The 21,367-nt window shown below is 73.9% G+C and carries 16 protein-coding genes; 7 read left to right on the forward strand and 9 right to left on the reverse strand.

Annotation, left to right across the window (positions count from 1 at the left end):
- Positions 1 to 65: 65 nt before the first annotated feature.
- Positions 66 to 1,472: a dihydrolipoyl dehydrogenase gene (gene lpdA / locus RZ50_RS21265; protein ID WP_196947443.1), complete on the forward strand. Its 1,407-nt coding sequence runs from the start codon at positions 66 to 68 to the stop codon at positions 1,470 to 1,472.
- Between the two features lie 73 nt (positions 1,473 to 1,545).
- On the opposite strand, the gene RZ50_RS21270 is transcribed toward lpdA, so the two are convergent.
- Both RZ50_RS21270 and RZ50_RS21275 read right to left on the reverse strand, forming a co-directional pair.
- The gene (locus RZ50_RS21270; protein WP_254802898.1) at positions 1,546 to 2,286 is read right to left on the reverse strand and encodes a sigma 54 modulation/S30EA ribosomal C-terminal domain-containing protein; all 741 of its coding nucleotides are present in this window, start codon (positions 2,284 to 2,286) and stop codon (positions 1,546 to 1,548) included.
- 156 nt (positions 2,287 to 2,442) lie between these two features.
- Positions 2,443 to 3,417, reverse strand: coding sequence for a zinc-binding dehydrogenase (locus RZ50_RS21275; RefSeq protein ID WP_196947444.1), 975 nt, complete (start codon positions 3,415 to 3,417; stop codon positions 2,443 to 2,445).
- Positions 3,418 to 3,560: 143 nt separating this feature from the next.
- On the opposite strand from RZ50_RS21275, the gene RZ50_RS21280 reads away from it, so the two are divergent.
- Together RZ50_RS21280 and RZ50_RS21285 are read left to right on the forward strand one after the other, a co-directional pair.
- Entirely contained in the window at positions 3,561 to 4,157 is a 597-nt protein-coding gene (locus RZ50_RS21280) for a TetR/AcrR family transcriptional regulator (protein ID WP_196947445.1), read from the forward strand.
- A gap of 198 nt (positions 4,158 to 4,355) precedes the next feature.
- Positions 4,356 to 5,495 carry a PP2C family protein-serine/threonine phosphatase gene (locus tag RZ50_RS21285; protein ID WP_254802899.1) on the forward strand — a complete coding sequence of 380 codons (1,140 nt, stop codon included), beginning with the start codon at positions 4,356 to 4,358 and terminating at the stop codon, positions 5,493 to 5,495.
- A 28-nt stretch (positions 5,496 to 5,523) separates the two neighbouring features.
- On the opposite strand, the gene RZ50_RS21290 is transcribed toward RZ50_RS21285, so the two are convergent.
- Positions 5,524 to 5,916: a DUF302 domain-containing protein gene (locus RZ50_RS21290; RefSeq protein ID WP_196947446.1), complete on the reverse strand. Its 393-nt coding sequence runs from the start codon at positions 5,914 to 5,916 to the stop codon at positions 5,524 to 5,526.
- Between the two features lie 72 nt (positions 5,917 to 5,988).
- Positions 5,989 to 7,242, reverse strand: coding sequence for a threonine/serine exporter family protein (locus RZ50_RS21295; RefSeq protein WP_196947447.1), 1,254 nt, complete (start codon positions 7,240 to 7,242; stop codon positions 5,989 to 5,991).
- Between the two features lie 242 nt (positions 7,243 to 7,484).
- Here RZ50_RS21295 and RZ50_RS21300 point away from each other — a divergent pair, with 242 nt between their 5' ends.
- The gene (locus tag RZ50_RS21300) at positions 7,485 to 9,755 is read left to right on the forward strand and encodes a heavy metal translocating P-type ATPase (RefSeq protein WP_196947455.1); all 2,271 of its coding nucleotides are present in this window, start codon (positions 7,485 to 7,487) and stop codon (positions 9,753 to 9,755) included.
- An 18-nt stretch (positions 9,756 to 9,773) separates the two neighbouring features.
- Here RZ50_RS21300 and RZ50_RS21305 read toward each other — a convergent pair whose 3' ends face one another.
- Positions 9,774 to 10,454 carry a Tat pathway signal sequence domain protein gene (locus RZ50_RS21305; RefSeq protein WP_196947448.1) on the reverse strand — a complete coding sequence of 227 codons (681 nt, stop codon included), beginning with the start codon at positions 10,452 to 10,454 and terminating at the stop codon, positions 9,774 to 9,776.
- A gap of 284 nt (positions 10,455 to 10,738) precedes the next feature.
- On the opposite strand from RZ50_RS21305, the gene RZ50_RS21310 reads away from it, so the two are divergent.
- Together RZ50_RS21310 and RZ50_RS21315 are read left to right on the forward strand one after the other, a co-directional pair.
- Positions 10,739 to 12,316 (forward strand): alpha/beta hydrolase, encoded by a 1,578-nt coding sequence (locus RZ50_RS21310; RefSeq protein WP_196947449.1) that lies wholly within the window; start codon positions 10,739 to 10,741, stop codon positions 12,314 to 12,316.
- Between the two features lie 171 nt (positions 12,317 to 12,487).
- Positions 12,488 to 14,491 (forward strand): LamG-like jellyroll fold domain-containing protein, encoded by a 2,004-nt coding sequence (locus RZ50_RS21315; RefSeq protein WP_196947450.1) that lies wholly within the window; start codon positions 12,488 to 12,490, stop codon positions 14,489 to 14,491.
- Between the two features lie 128 nt (positions 14,492 to 14,619).
- Here RZ50_RS21315 and RZ50_RS21320 read toward each other — a convergent pair whose 3' ends face one another.
- Both RZ50_RS21320 and RZ50_RS21325 read right to left on the reverse strand, forming a co-directional pair.
- Positions 14,620 to 16,473 carry a phospholipase C gene (locus tag RZ50_RS21320; protein WP_217680699.1) on the reverse strand — a complete coding sequence of 618 codons (1,854 nt, stop codon included), beginning with the start codon at positions 16,471 to 16,473 and terminating at the stop codon, positions 14,620 to 14,622.
- Positions 16,474 to 16,744: 271 nt separating this feature from the next.
- Positions 16,745 to 17,389 (reverse strand): TetR/AcrR family transcriptional regulator C-terminal domain-containing protein, encoded by a 645-nt coding sequence (locus RZ50_RS21325; RefSeq protein WP_196951547.1) that lies wholly within the window; start codon positions 17,387 to 17,389, stop codon positions 16,745 to 16,747.
- Between the two features lie 115 nt (positions 17,390 to 17,504).
- On the opposite strand from RZ50_RS21325, the gene RZ50_RS21330 reads away from it, so the two are divergent.
- Positions 17,505 to 18,923 (forward strand): FAD-dependent oxidoreductase, encoded by a 1,419-nt coding sequence (locus RZ50_RS21330; RefSeq protein WP_196951596.1) that lies wholly within the window; start codon positions 17,505 to 17,507, stop codon positions 18,921 to 18,923.
- Between the two features lie 80 nt (positions 18,924 to 19,003).
- Here RZ50_RS21330 and RZ50_RS21335 read toward each other — a convergent pair whose 3' ends face one another.
- Both RZ50_RS21335 and RZ50_RS21340 read right to left on the reverse strand, forming a co-directional pair.
- The gene (locus RZ50_RS21335; protein WP_196951548.1) at positions 19,004 to 20,302 is read right to left on the reverse strand and encodes a glycosyltransferase family 2 protein; all 1,299 of its coding nucleotides are present in this window, start codon (positions 20,300 to 20,302) and stop codon (positions 19,004 to 19,006) included.
- 41 nt (positions 20,303 to 20,343) lie between these two features.
- Positions 20,344 to 21,345 (reverse strand): SDR family NAD(P)-dependent oxidoreductase, encoded by a 1,002-nt coding sequence (locus RZ50_RS21340; RefSeq protein ID WP_196951549.1) that lies wholly within the window; start codon positions 21,343 to 21,345, stop codon positions 20,344 to 20,346.
- Between the last annotated feature and the right edge of the window lie 22 nt (positions 21,346 to 21,367).

A 21,367-nucleotide genomic window follows, 5' to 3' on the forward strand; every position in this document is an offset into this window, starting at 1 on the left:
AGCCCGGTCCTGACACCATGGGACCGAGATCACGACACCGTGACACCCTCGGAGGAGTCAGCAAGATGAGCACGCACTACGACGTCGTCGTCCTCGGCGCGGGCCCCGGCGGCTACACCGCCGCCGTCCGGTCCGCACAGCTGGGCCTGAAGGTCGCGGTCATCGAGGCCAAGTACTGGGGCGGCGTCTGCCTCAACGTGGGCTGCATCCCCTCCAAGGCCCTGCTGCGCAACGCCGAGCTCGCCCACATCTTCACCAAGGAGGCCAAGACCTTCGGCATCAAGGTCGAGGGCCAGGTGTCCTTCGACTTCGGCGAGGCGTTCCGCCGCAGCCGCTCGGTGGCCGACGGCCGGGTCAAGGGCGTCCACTACCTGATGAAGAAGAACGGCATCACCGAGATCGACGGCTGGGGCACGTTCATCGACGACCGCTCCATCCAGGTCGCGCTCAGCGGCGGCGGCTTCGACGTCGTGACCTTCGACAACTGCATCATCGCGGCCGGTGCCACCACCCGCCTGCTGCCCGGCACCAGCCTGAGCGACCGCGTGGTGACGTACGAGGAGCAGATCCTCACCGAGCAGCTGCCGGAGAGCATCATCATCGCGGGCGCCGGCGCGATCGGCGTCGAGTTCGCGTACGTGCTGCACAACTACGGCGTCAAGGTCACCATCGTCGAGTTCCTGGACCGCGTGGTGCCGCTGGAGGACGTCGAGGTCTCCACCGAACTCGCCAAGCAGTACCGCAAGCTGGGCATCGAGGTGCACACCTCCACCCGGGTCGAGTCGATCGACGACAGCAACCCGAACGCCAAGGTCCGGGTGACCGTCACCAAGGACGGCCGGCAGCAGGTGCTGGAGGCCGACAAGGTGCTCCAGGCGATCGGCTTCGCGCCGCGGGTCAACGGCTACGGCCTGGAGAACACCGGGGTCAAGCTGACCGACCGCAACGCCATCGCGGTGGACGGCCGCGGCCGCACCAGCGTCGAGCACATCTTCGCGATCGGCGACGTCACCGCCAAGCTGATGCTGGCGCACGCCGCCGAGACGATGGCCGTGATCGCCGCCGAGACCATCGGCGGGGCGGAGACCATGGAGGTCGACTTCGTCATGATCCCGCGCGCCACCTACTGCCAGCCGCAGATCGCCTCCTTCGGCTACACCGAGGCGCAGGCCCGCGAGCTGGGCTACGACGTCAAGGTCGCCAAGTTCCCGTTCACCGCGAACGGCAAGGCGCACGGCCTCGGCCACCCGATCGGCTTCGTGAAGGTCATCAGCGACAACGCGCACGGCGAGCTGCTGGGCGCCCACCTGATCGGCCCCGAGGTCACCGAGCTGCTGCCCGAGCTGACGCTGGCCCAGCAGTGGGACCTCACCGTCCACGAGGTCGCCCGCAACGTGCACGCCCACCCGACCCTGGGCGAGGCGGTCAAGGAGGCCATCCACGGTCTCGCCGGCCACATGATCAACATGTGACGGGCCCTCCCGCGTGACCCCGTGACCCGCCGGGCCGCCGCCCGGCGGGTCACGCTCGTCGGACCGCCCTCCTTCAGACCCTGCCCGCGATCAGGCCGAGCCGGCCGTCGAAGCGCCGGTAGAGCACCCGGCCCCGGCCGCCGGCGGGGTGGGCGAAGAACAGGAACGGCAGTTCGGCGCCCGCCAGCCGGTCGACGGCCTGCTCCTCGGTGAGCCGGGGCGCGCCGTGCGGGCTGAGCGTGATCGGCGAGGTCCGGCGGCCGGACGGGCCCGCCGGGAGCGTACGGGCCAGGCGGTAGCCGGTCGGCCCGACCCGGTAGACGACGGCGTCGGTCTCGGTCGCCGGATCGGTGAAGAGGTGGATGTCGTAGTCCATCGCGTCCATCGTCCGGGCCGCCGCCTCGGGCGAGCACCAGACCAGGGCCGGCTCCTTGCGCCGGACGATCCGGCGCTCACCGGCGGGCAGGGCGGGCCGGGTCGGCACGTGCTGCGTCGACCAGGGGCGCGGCGCCCAGGCGCCGGTGACGGCCCGGATCCTGCCGCGCAGGGCGTCGGCGACCCGGTCGAGCGAGTCGCCGGCCCCGGAGACGGCCTGCTGGACCCGGATCCGCCGCCCGTCCACCTCGGCGTTCACCTGCGCCAGCACCCCGCCGGTCACGGCGGCGAGCCTGACCCGCAGCGCCTCCACCAGCGTTCCCGCCCCGGAGGCCGCCGCCGCGGCGGCCGCGGCGGCCGTGACCCGCTCCCGGGCCTCGGCCGGCACCTCACCGGCCGACCCGCCCTCGAACGCTCCCACCGTGACCAACTCGCCCATCACCCAGGCCCTTTCCCTGCCGCTCGGCGCGTTCCTTCGGCGCGTCCGGCGACCAGGATCGCGGCCTCCCCGGGGAGTTGGCCAGGGCCCAACGACCCCAGCCCGGGGAGTACTCACGGTGAGGGCCTTTCGCGTGCGGGCCCAGGCCGGGGCGTGTCAGGGCAGCAGGAGGACGCGGCCGAGGTTGGCGCGTTCCTCCAGCAGCCGGTGGGCGGTGGCCGCCTCGGCGAGCGGGACGCGGGCGTGCACCGTCGTCGCCAGCCGGCCGGTCGCGAAGTGCCGGGTGATCTCCTCGACGTCCCGGCGGGCCTGCTCGGGGCGGGCCGCGCGCCAGGCGAGGAGGGAGAAGCCGAGGGCCTCGTTGAGCCGGAACAGCCGCATGACGGGCACGCTGCCCGGCTGGCCGTCGGCGGCGCCGTACAGCACCACCCGGCCCAGCGGGGCCAGCACCTCGAAGCTGCGCTGGAGCACGTCGCCGCCGACCGAGTCGAGGACGAGGTCCACGCCGCCCGGCGCGGCCGCGCGGACCCGCTCGGGCCAGTCGGGGGAGCGGTAGTCGACGGCCGCGTCCGCGCCGAGGGCCCGGACGAAGTCGAGCTTGGCCGCCGAACCGGCGGTGGCGATCACCGTGCCCGCGCCGAGCAGCTTCGCCAGCTGGACGGCCAGGTGCCCGATGCCGCCGGCGGCGGCGTGGACCAGGACGGTCTCGCCGGCGGCCAGCCGGCCGAGGCGCAGCACTCCCAGGGCGACCGGGCCGCCCAGCGGCAGCATGCTGGCGGCGCCGAGGTCGAAGCCCGCCGGCACCGGGGCCAGCCAGGCGGCGTCGGCGAGGGCGAACTCGGCGAAGGCGTCCTCGGACAGCGCCGCGGCCCGCTGCCCGACCAGATCGGCGGAGACGTCGGGGCCGACCGCCTCGACCGTCCCGACGACGTCCCCGGTGAGCACGCCGGGCAACGGGCGGTGGAAGACCGAGCCCTCGGGCTCGCCCCGGCGGAACCTGGTGTCCACGAAGTTCGCCCCGATCGCCTCGGCGCGCAGCAGGACCTGGCCCGGCCCGGGCGTCGGGGTCCCGGCCTCCTCCGGCGTCAGGACCTCGGGGCCGCCGTACTGGTGGTAGCGGACGCGTAGCATCGGTGCCTCCCTCGACGGGGCCGGCCCGGAACGAACTGGACCGGCGGTCAGCTTTCACTCGGGACCGTACTGGACCGCCGGTCCAGTTGTCCACGGGAAGCGGGCCGAACACGGGACACGAAACGAAAGGGGACCGGCGGTCCATGTCCGAAGGCAGGCGCGAGCGCGCCGACGCGGTCCGCAACCGACGCGCGATCCTGCGCGCCACCGAGGAACTCCTCGCCGGGCGCCGGCCCGAGCAGATCTCGATGGAGCAGATCGCGGCCGCCGCGGGGGTGGGCAAGGGCACCGTCTTCCACCGCTTCGGCAGCCGGACGGGCCTGATGCTCGCACTGATGCGGGAGCGGGCACTCGACCTGGACGAGGCCGTCCGCAGCGGACCTCCGCCGCTCGGCCCGGGCGCCCCGGCCCGGGAGCGGCTGTACGCCTTCCTGGACGCCGTGGTCGAGGTGGTCGGCCGCAACAAGAGCCTGCTGGCCGAGCTCGACCACGCCGCCGGCACCGCCGCACCGTCCACCGGGGAGGCCCCGCCCACCGCGCACCCGGTCTACCTGGGCTGGCACGCCCACCTCAGCGCGCTGCTCGCCGAACTGCGCCCGGACCTGGACACCGAACTGGTCGCCCACCTGCTGCTCGGCTCGCTCCAGAGCAACCCGCTCCTGCGGCTGCTGGAGCAGGGCGAGGGCCGGCGGATCGCCGGGACGCTGCGGGATGTCGCCGGCGCCCTGGTGGACCGCTGACCCGGCCCCGGTGGGTTCGGGTGGGCCGATCGGGCGAGGGCGCGGAGCGCCGCGCCGATGCGGCCCCCACGGTGGGCCTCGCCGCCTACCGTGGGGCGGGATCACTCCGCCCCCGCGGCCTCGCGCCTGACACGCGGTCGGAGACCACGACCGCGCCGGCCCGCCGGAGGCCGCGCGGAAGGCCGGGAGGAGGGGCGCTTGCGGAGGCGGTCCGTGCGGTCGGTGGAGGCGCAGCAGCAGCCGATGCCGGCGCTGATCCGGTACAGCCACCGCGCCTGGCTGGTGCCCGCGGTGCTGCTGGCCGCGGTCATCGGGGTGGACGCGGCCACACCCCGCTCCTTCGCGTCCGTGAGCTGGCTGGTGATGGTCCCGGTGGCCGCCGCCGCGCTCTGCGGCCCGTGGGTCACCGCGCTGTTCTCCTGCCTCTCGATCGTCGCCTACCCCGGCCTCGACAACGTCTGGGCCAAGGCCCAGGGGATCGAGGACTTCCTCCTGGTGCTCGCCGGGGCCGTCCTCGCGGTGCCGCTCAGCGTCTTCCGGGCGCAGGCCGCCGCGTACGTCCGCCATCTGCGGGGCGCTGCCGAGACCACCCGGGAGGTGGTGCTGCGGCCGGTACCGCCGGGCTGGGGCGGAGTGGACTCGGCGGCGCGCTACCTGGCCGCCGACGTCGAGGCCCGGGTGGGCGGCGACTTCTACGACGTCCTGGCCACCCCCTACGGCGCGCGGGTCATCCTCGGTGACGTCCAGGGGAAGGGACTGCCGGCGGTCTCCACCGCGGCGGCCCTGGTCGGCTGCTTCCGGGAGGCCGCCTTCCACGAGGAGGACCTGGCCACCGTCTCCTCCTGGATGGAGGAGCGGCTGCACCGGCAGAACCAGCTGGCCGTCCGGCTGGGCGCCGAGGACGAGCGGTTCGCCACGGCGGTGATCATCTGCTTCCCCGCGGACGCGCCGGAGGAGGTCGAGATGGTCAACTTCGGGCACGAAGAGCCGCACGTCCTGGGCCCCGGCGGCGTACGGCAGGTGCTGTCCGGCGGCGGCGCGCCGATCGGCCTCGCCCGCCTCTCGGGCGGGCTCCCGGAGGTCCGGCGGCTGCGCCTGGGAGCGGACGAGACCATCCTGATCGTCTCCGACGGCGTGACCGAGGCCCGCGACCGGCAGGGCGCCTTCTTCGCCCTCCGCGCGCACCTGGACGGGCTGCTCGGCACGCGCGGGGCGACCGACCCCGAGTACCTGGTGGACGAGGTCGCCTCCGCCGTCGTCCGGCACACCGGCGGCCACCTGCGGGACGACACCGCGCTGCTCGCCGTCCGGCGTCTCCCCCGGGCGCCACGCGGCTGAGCCCACTCGTGGGCCTGTCCGGGGCCGGTCAGCTCCGCAGGGAGTCGAGCGCCGCGCCCAGCCGCCGGGCGGCCTCGTCCGCGACCTCGTCCAGCCCGCCGCCGGGGCCCGCCAGGGTGACCAGCATCTGCGGGTCCACGGCCTCGACCACCGTGGCGTCACCATCCGCCCGGACGACCACGTTGCAGGGCAGCAGCAGCCCGATCCGGCGGTCGGCCCGCAGCGCCCGGTGGGCGAGGCCGGGGTTGCAGGCGCCGAGGATCAGGTAGTCCTCCAGCTCCTCGCCGAGCTTCTCGCGCAGGGTCGCCCGGACGTCGATGGTGGTCAGGACACCGAAGCCCTGCTCCTTCAGCGCGGCGGTGACGGCCTCCACCGCCTGCGGGAACGGCCGGTCGAGCCGGACGCCGAGACCGTAGTCCACGATTCCTCCTCGAAGTGCCCCGTGCCCCGGCCAGTATCGGCTTCCGCGGCGGCGGGCGCCCGTCGGGGCCCGTCAGGCCCGCGGCTGGAGGACGGCGAACGAGGGGCGCGGGATCCGGCTGATCACCGAGCCGATCAGGGTGCCGATCGACACCCCGAACACCGCCGACACGGCGGCCAGGAGCGACTGCGCGCCGTTGCCGACCTCGATCTGCGCGGTGTTGAGCAGGCCGAAGGAGCCCGGCACCACGATCCAGAACGCGGGCAGGTAGAGCACCTGCCAGAGCGGACTGCCCGGCAGCCAGTGCACCACGGTGGCCGCCGCCCCGGCGGCGGCCGCACCGGCCAGCCCGCCGATCGCCGCGCCGTGGACCGAGCCCACCGCCACCTGGACGGTGACGCTGACCGCGATCACCGCGACGATCCACGGAATCGCCGGCGGAGGGGTGTGCACATTGATCACGAGGCCGGCCACGGCGATCGCCAGCCCCACCCCGATGACCCACCAACTCGGCTTCGCGACCTGGACGTTGGCCAGGGCGGTGGCCGGCATGCCGATCGCGGTCGCGGCGGCGGCCACCCCGGCGAGGAACAGCGCGAGCTGCACCGCGCCCGACACCAGCCGGGCGCTCCCCGCGCTGGCGGCGCCCGCGGCTATCTCGGACAGCCCCGTGACCAGCAGCCCGCCCGGTAGAAGGATCGCCAGGGTGGCCACGATGGTGCGCAGCGGCCCCTCCAGCAGCGAGGCCCGCGCGAGCGACAGGACCAGCAGTGCGACCAGGAACCCGGCCGTGACGGGCAGCAGCGGCCGCAGGTACGGCAGCCGGCGCGCCAGCATCGTCAGCCCCACCACGATCAGCGAACCGACCCCGGCCACCAGCACGTTCGCCACCACGGGCTGGAGGAAGATGCAGACGCCCACCCCGACCGGCAGCATCCCGAGGTCCGCGACCCAGGCGGGCCAGCGGGCCGGCGCCCGGCGGATCCGGTCCAGTTCGGCCAGCGCCCGCGGCCCGTCGAGCGAGCCCGTGCGCAGCCGGTGCACCAGGTGGAGCACGTCCGCGGTCTGTTCGAACCGGAGCGTACCGCCGACCGGTTGGAACCGGGTGGCCTCCTCCGCGCTCAGTGCGACGAACAGTCCGTTGGTCAACGCGGCGACCCGTACGTCCGGAGCCCCCAACGCCCGCCCCAGCCCGTGCAGTTCCTCCTCGACGTCATGGACGGGAAGGCCGCCGCCCAGCAGGGCCTCGCCCAGTTCGAGCAGCAGGCGGCGGAGCGGGTCCGCCGGGGCCTCAGGGCCCCGGAATGATGGAGACTTGCTAGACATGGCAGGTATCGTCCCATCCCGTCCGAATCGGTCCGACTCTGCCCCGGTCTGATCGTCCGGCCCCTCCGGCCCCCGCGGCCCGGGACCAGCGGCCCTACCCTCGGCGGCGCCCGTCGGCGCAGAGTGGAAGGACGGTGTGCTGCCGAAGGGAGCCTGTCGTGGACCGCCCTCAAGACCGCCCTCAAGACCGCCCGCAGAACGAGGACCGAAGCACCGCTCCGGGGACGCTCCTCGCCCGGCGCGTGGAGCCCTTCCTGCTGGTGGCGACGCTCGGCGCGCTGGCCGCCGGGGGAGTCGCCTGGCTGGTCGGAGCGGGGACGGCGGCCGACGCCTGCTGGGCCGCCGGGACGGTCGCCGCCGTGCTCCCCGCCCTGTACTGGGTCTACGACGCGCTGCGCCGCGGCCGCGCGGGCGTCGACCTGATCGCCGTCCTGGCGCTGGTCGGCACCCTGGCCACCGGCGAGTACCTGGCGGGCGCGCTGATCGCGGTGATGCTGGCCACCGGCCGCTGGCTGGACGCGGCGGCCGAACGCCGCGCCGCGCGGGACCTGCACGCCCTGGTGAGCAACGCCCCGCGCTCCGCCCGGCGGCGCACCGGCGCCGGGCTGGAGACCGTGCCGCTGGACGAGGTGTGCCCCGGCGACCTGCTCGTGGTCGGGCCCGGTGAGGCCGTCCCGGTGGACGGGCGGATCGCATCGCACGCGGCGGTGCTGGACGAGTCGGCGCTGACCGGCGAGTCCGTGCCGGTGGAGCGGCCCGTGGACGACCGGGCCCGCAGCGGGGCCGTCAACGTCTCCGGCGCCTTCGATCTGAGGGCCACCGCCACGGCCGAGGACAGCACCTACGCGGAGATCGTCCGGCTCACCGAGCAGGCCGGGGAGGAGAGCTCCCCGACCGTACGGCTGGCGGACCGCTACGCCGCCTGGTTCCTGCCGCTCTCCCTCACGGCCGCCGCCCTCGCCTGGCTGCTGTCCGGGGACGTGGTGCGGGCGGTCGCGGTGCTGGTGGTCGCCACCCCGTGCCCGCTGCTGCTGGCCGCGCCGGTCGCGGTGGTCTCCGGCATCTCCCGGGCGGCGCGGCGCGGGGTGATCGTCCGGGACGGCGCGGCGCTGGAGACGCTCGGCCGGGCCCGTACCGTCGCGCTGGACAAGACCGGCACGCTCACCGGCGGGCGGCCCCGGGTCCTGGACGTGGTCGCCGCGCCCGGCCGCGGCTCCGGTCAGGTGCTGGCGCTGGCGGCCTCCGTCGACCAGTACTCCAACCACGTGCTGGGGGAGGCGATCGTCGCCGAGGCCCGGCGGCGCGGCCTGGAGCTGCGGCCCGCGAGCGAGGTGACCGAGGACCCCGGGCGCGGGCTCATCGGGCGGGTGGACGGCCGGCGGGTGAGCGTGGGCCAGCACGAGGCCGAGGTCTGGCCCGCCTGGGCGCAGGCCGTCCGCAACCGCTCCGCGCTGGACGGCGCCGCCGTCGCCTGGCTGGCGGTGGACGGCGAGGTCGCGGGCGCGGTGCTGCTGCGCGACCCGCTGCGGCACGACGCGCCCCGGACGGTCCAGCGGCTGCGCGACGCGGGCGTCACCCGGCTGGTCATGCTCACCGGGGACCGCCCCGAGCCCGCCCGGGCGATCGCGGCCACGGTGGGCCTGGACGAGGTGCGCGCCCAGCTGTCCCCGGCCGGCAAGGAGGCCGCGGTCCGGGCCGAGCGGGAACGCGCGGTGACCGTGATGGTCGGCGACGGCGTCAACGACGCTCCGGCGCTGGCCGCCGCGGACGTGGGCGTCGCGATGGGCGCCCGCGGCACCGGGGCCTCGGCCCAGGCGGCGGACGTCGTGCTGACCACCGACCGGGTGGACCGGCTGGCCGACGCCGCCCAGATCGCCGGCCGCTCCCGCCGGATCGCGGTGCAGAGCGCCGCCGGCGGCATGGCCCTGTCCGGCGCCGCCATGGTCGCCGCGGCCCTCGGCTGGCTGCCGCCCGCCGCCGGCGCGCTGTTGCAGGAGGCCATCGACGTCGCGGTGATCCTCAACGCCCTGCGGGCGCTGCGGCCGGGCCGCCGGGAGGGGGCCCCGGAGCTGGGGGAGGAGGCGGAGGAGCTGGTGCGCCGCTTCGAGGCGGAGCACGGCGAGCTGCGCGAGGTGGTCGAGGCCGTCCGGGAGGCCGCCGACCTGCTGGGCCGGCCGGAGGACCCGCGCGCCCTGACGGCCGTGCGCCGGGTGGACCGGCTGCTGACCGACCGCCTGCTGCCGCACGAGCGGGCGGAGGAGCGGGAACTGTATCCGGCGCTCGCCGCGAGCCTGGGCGGGCCGGAGGTGACGGCCACGATGAGCCGGGGCCACACCGAGATCCACCGGCTCGCCGAGCGGATCGGCACCCACCTGGAGCTGGCGGGCGCCGACCGGGACCGGGTCGACCCCGCCCAGGTCGACGACCTGCGGGCCACCCTGTACGGGCTGCACGGGGTGCTGCGGCTGCACTTCGCGCAGGAGGAGGAGCAGTACTTCGCGCTGGCGGACTGAACCGCCGCTACGGGACGGTCAGTTGACGTAGACCGCCGGTGCGCTCGGCTGGCCGGTGTCGGCGACCGGCCCGTACGCGGCGGAGAAGTACCCGTCGGCGGGGCACAGTCCGGAGCCTCCGCTCTTGGCGAAGTGCTCGTTGACGAAGGCCAGTCCGTGCGCGGTGTTGTCGGCGCTGCCGGTGAACGCGCCGCTGAGCTGGTAGGTGCAGGTGATGGCGCCGAACCAGCTGTTGAGCACGGCGGTGGCCTGGATCGGCCCGGCGCCGCCGCCGGTGAGGGTGACGGGCAGGCCGGCGCCGTCGTCGACCGTGACGCCGTAGGGGAGGGTGTCGACCGTCAGGCTCTGTACCGAGGTGACGCCGGTGACGTTGCTGGTGCAGTCGCCGAAGGTGAGCCCGGTCAGGGACTCGGTCGCGGTGCCGGGCGCCGCCGGGTTGGTCAGCACCGTCGCGGAGAGCTGGGAGGTGGCGCAGGTGACCCCGGTGGTGCTGGTCGCGGTCGAGTAGAAGGTGGCGGAGGTGTTCGCGGCGAGCGGCGCGGCGAGCGCGTCGCCCGCCGCCACGGCGGTGCCTCCCGCGCTCCCGGCGGTCAGCACCGGGACGGCGGAGTCACCCGGGGCGGCGGAGGCGGGGACCGCGGTCACCAGGGCGAGCGCGGCGACGGCGGCGGACACGACGGAGTGAGGGCGTATGCGCATGGGAAAGCCTCTTCCTCGGTGAGGGGGGCGAGAAGACGAACTTCCACTGCTCCCGGCAGGTGGGGGATCGGGGGAGCTGACTACGTTCTAGGACCGTGTCGATGGCCCGTCAAGCGGCCGCGTCGAACTTGTTGACGAAACGTCAACAAGAGCTCCCCGATCGCCGCCGGTCATCGCGTGACGGCGCCCTGTCAGCGAGCGGACAGCGGTCCGCCGGTGACCTGACAGCGCAGGGCGGAAGACTCCGTGACGCCCGATCAGAAGATCAACAGAGAGAGTCGCCCGTGCCCCGACCCCGCCTCGCCGCCGCCTTCCGCGCCACGGCCGCCACGGCCGCCGCCCTGCTGCTGGCCGGCCTCACCCCGGCCGCGGCCTCGGCCGCCCAGCCCGCCCCGCCGGTGCCGAACCTGACCTGGCAGCAGCCCTGCGCGGCCGGCTTCCAGTGCGACACCGCCCCGGTGCCGCTCGACTACCGCGCCCCGCACGGTCCGTCGATCCGGCTCGCCCTCATCCGCCGCCCCGCCGACGACCAGGTGCACCGGATCGGCACGCTGTTCTACAACCCGGGCGGCCCGGGCGTGCCCGGCACGATGGCGCTGCCCGCCGTCCTCGACCGCTTCCCCGAGCAGGTGCGCCGGCGCTTCGACATCGTCAGCTTCGACCCGCGCGGCATCGGCGCCTCCACCACCCTGAACTGCTTCCCGGACGCCGCCGCCGAACAGGCCCTGCTCGGCGGGCTCCCCGCGGGCTACCCGGTCGGCGCCGAGCAGCAGTCGCGCTGGGCCGACACGTACGCCCAGCTGGGCCGTCGGTGCGCCGGGAACGACCGGACCGGCCTGCTCGCCCACCTGTCCACCGCCGACGTCGCCCGCGACCTCGACCTGCTGCGCCAGGCCGTCGGCGACCGGCGGCTCAGCTACCTGGGCACCTCGTACGGGACGTACCTCGGCGCCACCTACGCCAACCTGTTCCCGGGCCGGGTGCGCGCCATGGTCCTGGACAGCGCGATCGACCCGGCCGCCTGGTCCACCGGCCGCACCCCGCAGGACCGCGCGCTGCCGCCCTTCCTGCGCGCCGGCAGCGACCTCGCCTCGGCCCGAGCGCTGAACACCTTCCTCGACCGCTGCGGCGCCGCCGGCCCGGCGGCCTGCGCCTTCTCGGCGGGAGGACCGGAGGCGACCCGGGCGAAGTTCGCCGCGCTGACGGAGCGCCTGGACCGGGGGCCGATCACCGTCGGCACCGGAGCACAGGCGGTCACCTATGACCAGGCGAGCGCCGCCTCGACCATCGCCGTGCTGCTGTACGCCGTCGCACCGGTGCCGGGCGCCCCCGGCACCGGCTGGCCGGGCCTGGGCGAGCAGCTGCAGCGCCTGTGGACCGCTCCCGACACACCCGCGGCGCCGCTGCCGGTCGGCGGCCCGCCGAACCAGCCGCAGGTCCTCGGCGTGCTGTGCGCCGACACGGTCGACCCGCCCGCGGGCGCGGACTACCCGGCGCTCGCCGACCTCGCCCGGGCGCGCTCCGGCGCCGCCGGCCCGTACTGGGTCTGGCAGACCGAGCGCTGCGCCCAGTGGCCGGCCGAGGCCGCCCGGGACCGCTACGACGGGCCGTGGGACCGGCCCACCGCCGCGCCCGTCCTGGTGGTCGCCAACACCGGCGACCCGGTCTGGCCGTACGAGGGCTCCCGCGCCCTGGCCGACACCCTCGACCGCGGCCGCCTGCTGACCGTGGACGGCGGGGGCCACACCGTGCTCGGCAACCCGAGCGGCTGCGCCGCCGGCCACGAGGAGCGCTACCTCGTCGACGGCCTGCTGCCGCCGCGCGGCGAGGTCTGCGCCCCGGACCGGCAGCCGTTCGAGTAGCCCCGCCCGACGGGCCCCGCCGAGGGCGGGGTCCGTCCGGTCGCGACCGCCGCCCGGCCGCCGGGTCCGTCGCGTTCGACGGCTGTTCAGCGGATCGTGGCTCGGCCGATGATCTCTGACCGCTCCCGGAACCTACGGTCAGGGACCCGAACCACCCCACTTGGAGCGAACATGCACGACGATCAGGCGCCCGAGCACGGCTGCGGCTGCCCGCGGACCGCCGACCTCGACGGGGACGGGCCCGCCGCCGCCAGCCGCCGCCGGTTCCTGCGCGGGGCCGGGCTGCTGGGTGCCGGGGTCGGCTCCGCCGGGCTGGGCCTGCTGTCCGCCGGGCCCGCCTCGGCCGCCCCGAAGCCGAACGACCAGCAGGACCAGCAGGGCCGGAACCAGCAGTCCGGCGGGAAGCCGGGGAAGCGCGGGAACCGCTGGCAGCCCGATCCGGACGCCCGGCAGTTCACCGTGGCCGTGCTGCCCGACACCCAGTACCTGTTCGACCAGGACCGGATCCACCCCGCGCCGCTGGAGGCCTCCGTCCGGTACGTGCTCGACGGCGGGGTCAACCGCGAGGACGGCACGGACGACAACATCGTCTTCCTCGCCCACCTCGGCGACGTCACCGAGAACGGGCTGGCCGCCGAGTACGCCGAGGTCACCAAGGTGTTCGGCCTGCTGGACGACGCGGGCGCCGCCTACGGCGTGCTGGCCGGCAACCACGACGTCCGCTCCTCGACCGACGACCGGCGCGGCACCACCCCGTACCTGGAGACCTTCAGCAAGGCCAGGGCCGCCCGCACCGCCGGCTACCGAGGCTCCAGCCCGGACGGCTACAACACCTGCCACGTCTTCCGGGCGGGCGGCCGGGACTGGATGCTGCTCTCGCTGGACTGGCGGCTGTCGGACGCCGGCTTCGCCTGGGCCAACGGCGTGATCGCCGCCAACCCCACGCTCCCGGTGATCCTGACCACCCATGAGCTGGCCTACGCCGGCGCCGACGGCAAGGCCTCGCTGTCCGACTACGGCAAGCGGCTGTGGGACAAACTGATCAGCGGCAACGACCAGATCTTCCTCACCGTCAACGGGCACTACTGGCCGCCCGGCCGCACCGTGCTGAAGAACAAGGCCGGGCACGACGTGCACGTCCACATCACCAACTACCAGGACCGCTACTACGGCGGCGCGGCGATGCTCCGCAGCTACCGCTTCGACCTGGACCGCAACACCATCGACGTGTCGACCTTCTCGCCGTGGATCCAGCAGACCGCCGCCGAGAACCGCAACGCGCTGGCGGCCCGGGAGGCGGAGCTGACCTCGGACGTGGACCGCTTCTCGATCCCGATCGACTTCGAGCAGCGCTTCGCCGCCTTCGCACCCGTCCCGCAGCGCCCGGCGCGGAGGCCCGCCGAACTGCTGGTGCGCGACACCGTGGCCTACTGGCGCTTCGACGGCGGAGGTGGCGACGGTACGGCCGTCGGCGCGCAGCAGGTCGTCAAGGACCTGTCGGGGCAGGGCAACGACCTGCTGCCGCGGACCGCGCCGGGCACGGCCGAGCCGGCGCTCACCTGGTCCGCCGAGCACCACCCCGACCAGCCGGGCCACGGCAGCGTGCTCTTCGACGGCAAGCGCTCGCCGGTGCGCGGCGGCTACCTGGAGACCGCCCCGAACGCGCCGGTGAACCGGGAGACCTTCGAGCGCGGCTTCACCGTCGAGGCCTTCTTCAAGCTGCCCGCCGACTGGGACTCCGGGCAGAGCCGCTGGTCGGCGATCCTCAGCCGCTGGGGGGCGGCTGGCGAGGCGGGGAGGAGCGGCCCCTCGACGGACGAGCAGGAGCCGATCGCCACGCTCAGCGTCTCCGAGGCCCCGGCACTCCAGTGGTGCGTCTACCCGCTCAACCAGTCCGGGGCGTCGACCTGTTGGGGCCACCAGCTGCCGCTGGACCGATGGTGGCACGTGGCGGTGGTCAACGACGGGAAGCTCAGCCGGATGTACGTGGAGGGCTGCGAGGTGGCGCGCAACCCCGCGACCCCGGCGGTCGGGCTGACCACGCTGGGGCGCCCGTGGATGCTCGGCGGCTACTCCTACGCGGGGGTGCTCGACAAGGTGTTCCACGGGTACGTCGGCGACGTGCGGATCGTGCGGCGGGCGCTGCGGGTGGGCGAGTTCATGAACGCCCGCTGACCGCCCGCCCTTCCTCCGCCGTCCGTTCGCCTTCCGTCCGCCCTCCGCCGGAACGCGGGTACCGCCGGGCCCTCGCCAGGGCCCGGCGGTACCGGGATCATGCGCCCGACGGGTCGTCGGGCCGTGGGTCAGGCGCGACGGCCACGCTTGCGGCGGGCGTAGTAGACCGCGCCGCCGCCGGCCGCCAGCAGCGCCGCGGCCACGGCCGCGATCGGGCCGGTGCCGGAGTTGGCGCCGGTCTCGGCCAGCGGCGGGCCGGAGACGGTGCTGGTGGCCCCGGCGACCGCGGTGCCGGAGTTGCCGTTTCCGGTTCCGTTCCCGTTCCCGTTCCCGTCCGCCGAACCGGCCGGGGTGGTGGTGGGGCCGCCGGTGGGCCGGCCGGTCGGGGAGCCGTCACCGCCGGCCGGCTGGCCGGTGGCCGGGTCGAGCAGCAGGGTGGCCGATTGGGCGTTCTTGAAGTCGAACATGCCCTCGATGGAGCCGGCGCGCTCGTCGAAGGAGGAGTCGCCGATCCGGCCGGTCTTCCAGTTGTCCTCGACGAAGCGCAGGATCGAGGACTGGTCGGTGAGCGCGTGGTCGACGAAGTTCGTCCTGGCGTACGGCGACAGCACCATCAGCGGCAGGCGCGGGCCGTAGCCGCAGCGGTCGGCGTAGCCGCCCGAGCCGGCGTCCTTGCCGCACTGGCCGGCGCCGCTCAGACTGTCGTTGGCGGCGTCGCGCGAGCCGTTGACCGGCTCGGCGAACTTGTGGTCGTACCAGCCGTCCGAGTCGTCGTAGGCGATGACGACGGCGGTGGAGGCCCAGTCCTTGGACTTCTGGAGCTTGTTCAGGGTGTCGACGACGAAGTGCTGCTCGTCCAGCGGGTCGGAGTAACCGGCGTGGCCGTCCTGGTAGTTGGCGGCCTTGAGGTAGCTGACGGCGGGCAGGTTGCCGTTGGCCAGCACGGCGTCGAAGTCGGTGAGGTCGTACTGGTGGTTCGCCTGGCCGTTGTGGCCGACCTCGTCCACGTTCTTGGGGGCCAGGTGGCCCGGGTTCGCGGTGGACTTGTAGTACTGGAACGGCTCGTGGTGCGGGTTGTAGTCGGTCTGCGAGGCGCCCACGATGTTGTTGTGGGCGGTGTCGCAGGCGGCCTTGCCGTCCTTGGTGCCGGTCGGCTTGAAACCGCCCTGGAACCAGCCCCAGGTGACGCCCTTGTCGTTGAGCAGGTCGCCGATGTTCTTGCCGGTCATCACCAGCTGGTTGTGCTTGGGGTTGGAGCAGTCGTCGTAGCCCGGGTCCGGGTCGTTGATGACGGTGCCCACGCCGTTGGCGTCCGGGGAGGCCACCACGTAGGCGTCGGTGGTCTTCTGACCGGTCTTCGGGTCGATCGGGTAGCCGCCGTGGGTCTGGCCGGAGACCAGGTTGAGCGCGCCGGGGGTGGACGGACCGAAGGTGGTGCCGAAGGAGTTGTCGCTCATCGCGAAGCGCTGGGCGTAGTTCCACAGGCCGGTGACGGTGTTGCCGTCGTAGTAGTCCATCACCAGGCCGGGCTGGGTGAACATCGGGGCCTTGCAGCTCTCGACGTCGGTGTGCTCGACGAACTTGTCCATCTTCCCGCCGTTGAAGGCGAGTTGCTCGGCCTTGTAGGTGTGGTCCTGGTCGCAGGTGACGGCCTGCGCCGGGGTCAGGCGCTTCGGGTTGGTGCCGTTCGGGTTCTTGTGGAGCAGGTCGTCGCCGAGACCGTCGACCTTGGGGGTGTCCGGCTTGGCGGTGAACTTCACCTTGTCGTCGGCGGTGTTGGCCGCGTTCGGGTAGGTGCCGAAGTAGTGGTCGAAGGAGACGTTCTCCTGGAAGATCACCACCAGGTGCTTGATCGGTGTGGCGGTCTGCGGGCCGTCGGCCGCGAAGGCGGCGGGCGCACCGCCGAAGGCGGCCAGTGAGGCCGCGCCGACCAGGCCGGCGCCGTACCGGAGCCACCGCTTGCGGGTGGGGACTGCGTGCATGGTTGGTTCCTCGGACGTCATCGTCATCAGTGTCAGGAGTTGGGGCCGTGACGCGCGTAGCACGCGCGGTGCGGCGGCTAGAAGCTAGACGTGGCAGATGAACGCGCTTGACGAGTGCATGTGAACCATTGGTAAACCGCAACGGTACGGAATGATGCGCCGGAGCGGCCAATCGGGGGACAAGTCTGTCGATGTCCATCGAATTGGCGTCGAATGCGGGCGTTGGTCCGTGTTCGTCCTTTCTGGCGGCTCCGGATCGGCTCCGGCGGCCTCAGGCCAGCAGCGTCGCCTCGACTCCGGCCAGCACCGCCGCCAGGCCCTGCTCGTAGCCCAGGTCGAAGTCCTGGAACATCACCCGGCCCGCCTCGGCCGCGAGCGGGTGGGCGGCCAGCCGTTCGGCGCGCGCCTCGACGTCCTGGCCCTCCTCGCCGGCGAAGGGGTTGGGGCCCATGGCCTGCTCCTCGACGACGTAGCCGATGGTGTAGCTGTACGCGGTCTGCCAGGCGCGGGCGGCGGCGGCCGGGCTGAAGCCCGCCCCGATCAGGACGCGCAGCGCGGCGTCCAGGCCGGGCGCGTACGAGGTGTCCGTGAAGCGGGCGCCGCTGTAGACCCTGGCGCCGTCGCGGTAGCGCAGCAGGTGGGCGCGGAGCGTGCGCATGGTCGCGAGGTACTCCTGGCGCCAGTCGCCCGCGGGCGGCGGCGCCTCGGCCGTCATGCGGCGCATGATCTCGGTCGCCATCTCGTCGAGCAGCGCCTGCTTGTCCTTGAAGTGCCAGTACAGCGCCGGTGCCTTGACGTCCAGTTCGGTGGCGATCGCGCGCAGGGTGAGGCCGTCGAGGCCGACCTCGTTCAGCAGCCTCAGGGCGGTGTCGACGACCTGGGCGCGGTCGAGCTTGGGGGTTCTCCGCAGTGTCACGGTTGACAGTTTAACGCCGTTAAGTGCAAGCTGCGGGCAACGGCTACTTAACAACGTTAAGGAGGTTCCCGTGGCGATCAACGACAAGAATTTCCAGGGAGAGGCTCTCCAGCACATGGCTTTCCACGGCACGACCACGGAGGTCCTGATCGTCGGCGCCGGGCCCACCGGCCTCGCGCTGGCGCTCGACCTCGCCCGGCACGGCGTCACCGCACTGCTGGTCGAGCGCGGTCCCGCGCTCTTCCCCGGCTCACGCGGCAAGGGCCTCCAGCCGCGCACCCTGGAGGTCCTGGACGACCTCGGCGTGCTCGACGAGGTCCGCGCGGTGGCCGGCCCCTACCCGCCCAACCTGTTCTGGCGGGACGGCGAGCCCCAGGGCGAGCGCCCGATGTACGACCCGACCGAGCCCTCCGAGGCCGAGCCGTACACCGAGACGCTGATGCTGCCGCAGTGGCGCACCCAGCAGGTGCTGTACGCCCGGCTGCGCGAACTGGGCGGCGAGGTCGCCTTCGGGCGCGAGCTGGTCGGCCTGGCGCAGGACGAGGACGGCGTGACCGCCGAGTTCGCGACCGGTGGTCCGGTGCGGGCGCGCTACCTCGTCGCCGCCGACGGCGGACGCTCGACGGTCCGGCGGCTGCTCGGCATCGGGATGACGGGGGAGACGGTGGACCCGGACCCGATGCTGGTCGCCGACGTGCGGCTCACCGGGCTCGACCGCGACCACTGGCACGTCTTCCACGCCGAGCAGGGACTGCTGGCGATCTGCCCGCTGGCCGGGACGGAGGAGTTCCAGCTCGTCGCCCGGTGCCCGGAGGGCGCCACCGCCGACCTCTCGCTCGACGGCCTGCGCGCCCTCGTCGCCGAGCGCTCGCACCTGGGCGCCGACCAGCTGACCGGCGTGCGCTGGGCGTCCGAGTTCCGGCCGCGCGCGGCGCTCGCCGACCGCTTCCGCTCCGGCCGGGCCTTCCTCGCGGGCGACGCCGCCCACGTGCACTCCCCGGCGGGCGGACAGGGCCTGAACACCAGCATCCAGGACGCCTACAACCTCGGCTGGAAGCTGGCCGCGGTGCTGTCCGGCCGCGCGGACGCCGCGCTGCTCGACACCTACGAGGAGGAGCGGCGCGCCAACGCGGCCGCCATGCTGGACCTCTCCACCCGGGTCCACCGCGGCGAGGTCCGCCGCGGCCGGGCCACCCAGCAGCTCGACCTCGGCTACCGGGCGTCCTCGCTCGCCGCGGACACCCGCCCGGCCCCCGCCGGCGACGCCCTGCGGGCCGGCGACCGCGCCCCGGACGGCCGCCGCGAGGGCACCCGCCTCTTCGACGCCTTCCGCGGCCCGCACTGGACCCTGCTGACCGTCGGCACCGGGGCCGAACTGCCCGCCCTCGACGTCCCCGTGGTCCGCATCCCGTCCTACGGGGCCTACGGCGACGGCGTCTTCCTGATCCGCCCGGACGGCTACCTCGGCTGGGCCGGGGCCACCGCCGAGGGCCTCGCCGCGTACGCGGCCCGCTGCGGAGTCCCCGGCGCCTGACCGGGGCTCTGCCGGGGCCCTGCCGGGGGCAGCCGCTACGGCGCCCGGGACACCGGCACCCCGAGCGCCGGAACCGGCCGTCAGCTCACAACGGTGTAAGGGAGCCCCTCGCTTGAGCAGAGCCGTTCCAGCCGACCCACCGAGACGGGCTGGGGCCCCGGGAATGGCAGATCGGCGGGGGAGTTGACGAACACCGCCCGCTTCGAGACCCTCCGGATCTCGGAGACCATCATCTCCAGCAGCCCGGTGCGGGCGCCGGCCGCGGGATGGGCGAGCCACCGCCACACGTCGGTCACCACGACGACGTCGAGCGAGTTGTCCGGAAGCGGAATGATGATTCCGGCGCAGGACCAGTGCTCGGGAGTGGAGGTGGTGTCCTCGGAGAAGAGGGTCACACCGTCGAAACCGACGGTGTCCTCCTTCCCCCCGATCAGCAGCGACTTCTCCCCGTCCCGCGGCAACGCCTCCTCGGGTACGGGAGGCAGGAGGGAGCATCCCTTCCCCAGCGCGTTGAGGTAGGTGTACAGCTCCTCGACGCGCTTCAGGTGCAGGGCGATGCCGTCCCCGGGCTCCTCGTTCCTGTTGGAGTAGCGCTCGATCTCCAGGGCGAGGCTCCGGTGCGTCGTGTAGGTCTTCCACCACCCGGCGAAGTTGGCCGCCTCCAGTTCGTCGGCGGGCTTGCGCGGATGGGGGTAGTGGATGCCCCAGCCGTCCTCGACGAAGTCGAAGCTGTTGCCCAGCAGGTGGAGGCGGTAGGAGAGGTCGCTGTCCTCGTACCCGTAGGTGCGGGACGCGTCGAAGCCCCCCGCTGCCACGTAGGCGCTCGTCTCCACGGAGAAGTTGCCCGACCAGCCCCAGACCCACGGCATGCGGAGGTCCCGCAGCGCCGGGAAGCCCTGCCGGACGTCCGCCATCCCGGAGTCCTCCCCGAACGCGCCGGAGGAGTTGTCGACGGAGTGGCGGGTGAGGACCGCCGCCCACTCGTCTCCCTGCTCGGCGCCCGGAGAGTGCCCGTGGCACATGCCGACTCCGGTGCGCCCCGACGCCTCGCCGTGGAAGGCGAGGTGAGCGGCGACGTACCCGGAGGGCACCAGGATCCCGCAGTCGAGGAAGGCGACGACGGGGCTCCCGGCGAGCCTGGCACCCTCGTCGCGGGCACGTGACGGCGACTTCGGGTCGGCCTGGGAGACGTGCAACTCCAGGTCGAGCCGCGAGGCGTAGCGCGCGCACACCTCGGGTGTGTCGTCGGTGGAGTCGTCATCCATCACGAGCACCCGGAAGTTCCTGTGGGTCTGCTCGGCCAGCGTGCCCAACGTGAGGGCGAGCATGTCGGCGTGTTGGTAGCTGGGGATCACCACGGTCAGATCAGGCGTGGTCATGAAGCGGCTCCTTGTCTGCTGGAAGGTGGTCGAGACGCAACTCAGACAAGGCAGCCGACAGCGGTACTCGTCCGACGCTCGTGGTCGAGGACCTTGCGCAGGCCCTCCTCAAGTGGTGTGCGCCGCCAGTCCCCGACGACCGAGCGCAGGCGCGTGCTGTCCGCGCGGAGGCGGTGTACTTCGCTGGTGTGCGGCCTGAGTCGGGAGGGGTCCGTCTCGAAGACGACGTCGCGTCCGGAGAGCTCCTGGAGCAGTTCCGCGACTGCCTTGATGGAGACGCTCTCCCCGGAACCGATGTTGAACACGTGGCCGACGACCTCCCCCGCGGGCGCGAGGCCAACCCTGATCATGGCGTCGACCGTGTCGTCGATGTAGTTGAAGTCCCGGTAGGAAGTGGTGTTTCCGAGACGCACGACACCGTTGCGGACGATCTGACGGGCGATGCCGGGAATGACGGCGCGAGGGCTCTGGCCCGGTCCGTACAGGTTGAAGGGGCGCACGGTGACGACGGGTGTGGCGTAGGCGTGGTGGAAGCACTCGCAGAGCTTCTCCGCGGCGATCTTCGACGCGGCGTAGGGCGACTGCGCCACCAGGGGGTGGTCCTCGCCGACGCACTCGGCCTGCGCGGTGCCGTAGACCTCGGAGCTCGACACCGCGACGATGCGGCCGCTCCCCGCCTTTCGCGCCGCGACGAGCAGGTTGCCGGTACCGGTCGCGTTGACGTTCAGGTAGGCGGCCGGGTCGAGGAAGCTGTGCGGCACGGAGATCAGCGCGCCCAGGTGGTAGACGGTGTCCGCCCCGTCCAGGAGCGGGGGAAGGCTGTCCTCGTCCCGCAGGTCCCCCCTGTGGATCTCCAGCCGGTCGTGCCCGGAAAGGGGCGACAGCGCGCCGGTGCCGCCGTCGGAACGGTGCCGCACGAAGGCGCGTACGGTGGCGCCCGCGTCCAGCAGTCCTCGGACGAGGTTGCCGCCCAAGAATCCGCCGGCGCCGGTGACCGCGACGGTGCGGCCCTCCCACGACCGGGCGGGCTGTGTGTCGTTCACAGCATTTCCCTCTTCTCGTCGG

This window comes from Kitasatospora sp. SUK 42 (assembly GCF_015776785.2).
Lineage (GTDB): Bacteria > Actinomycetota > Actinomycetes > Streptomycetales > Streptomycetaceae > Kitasatospora.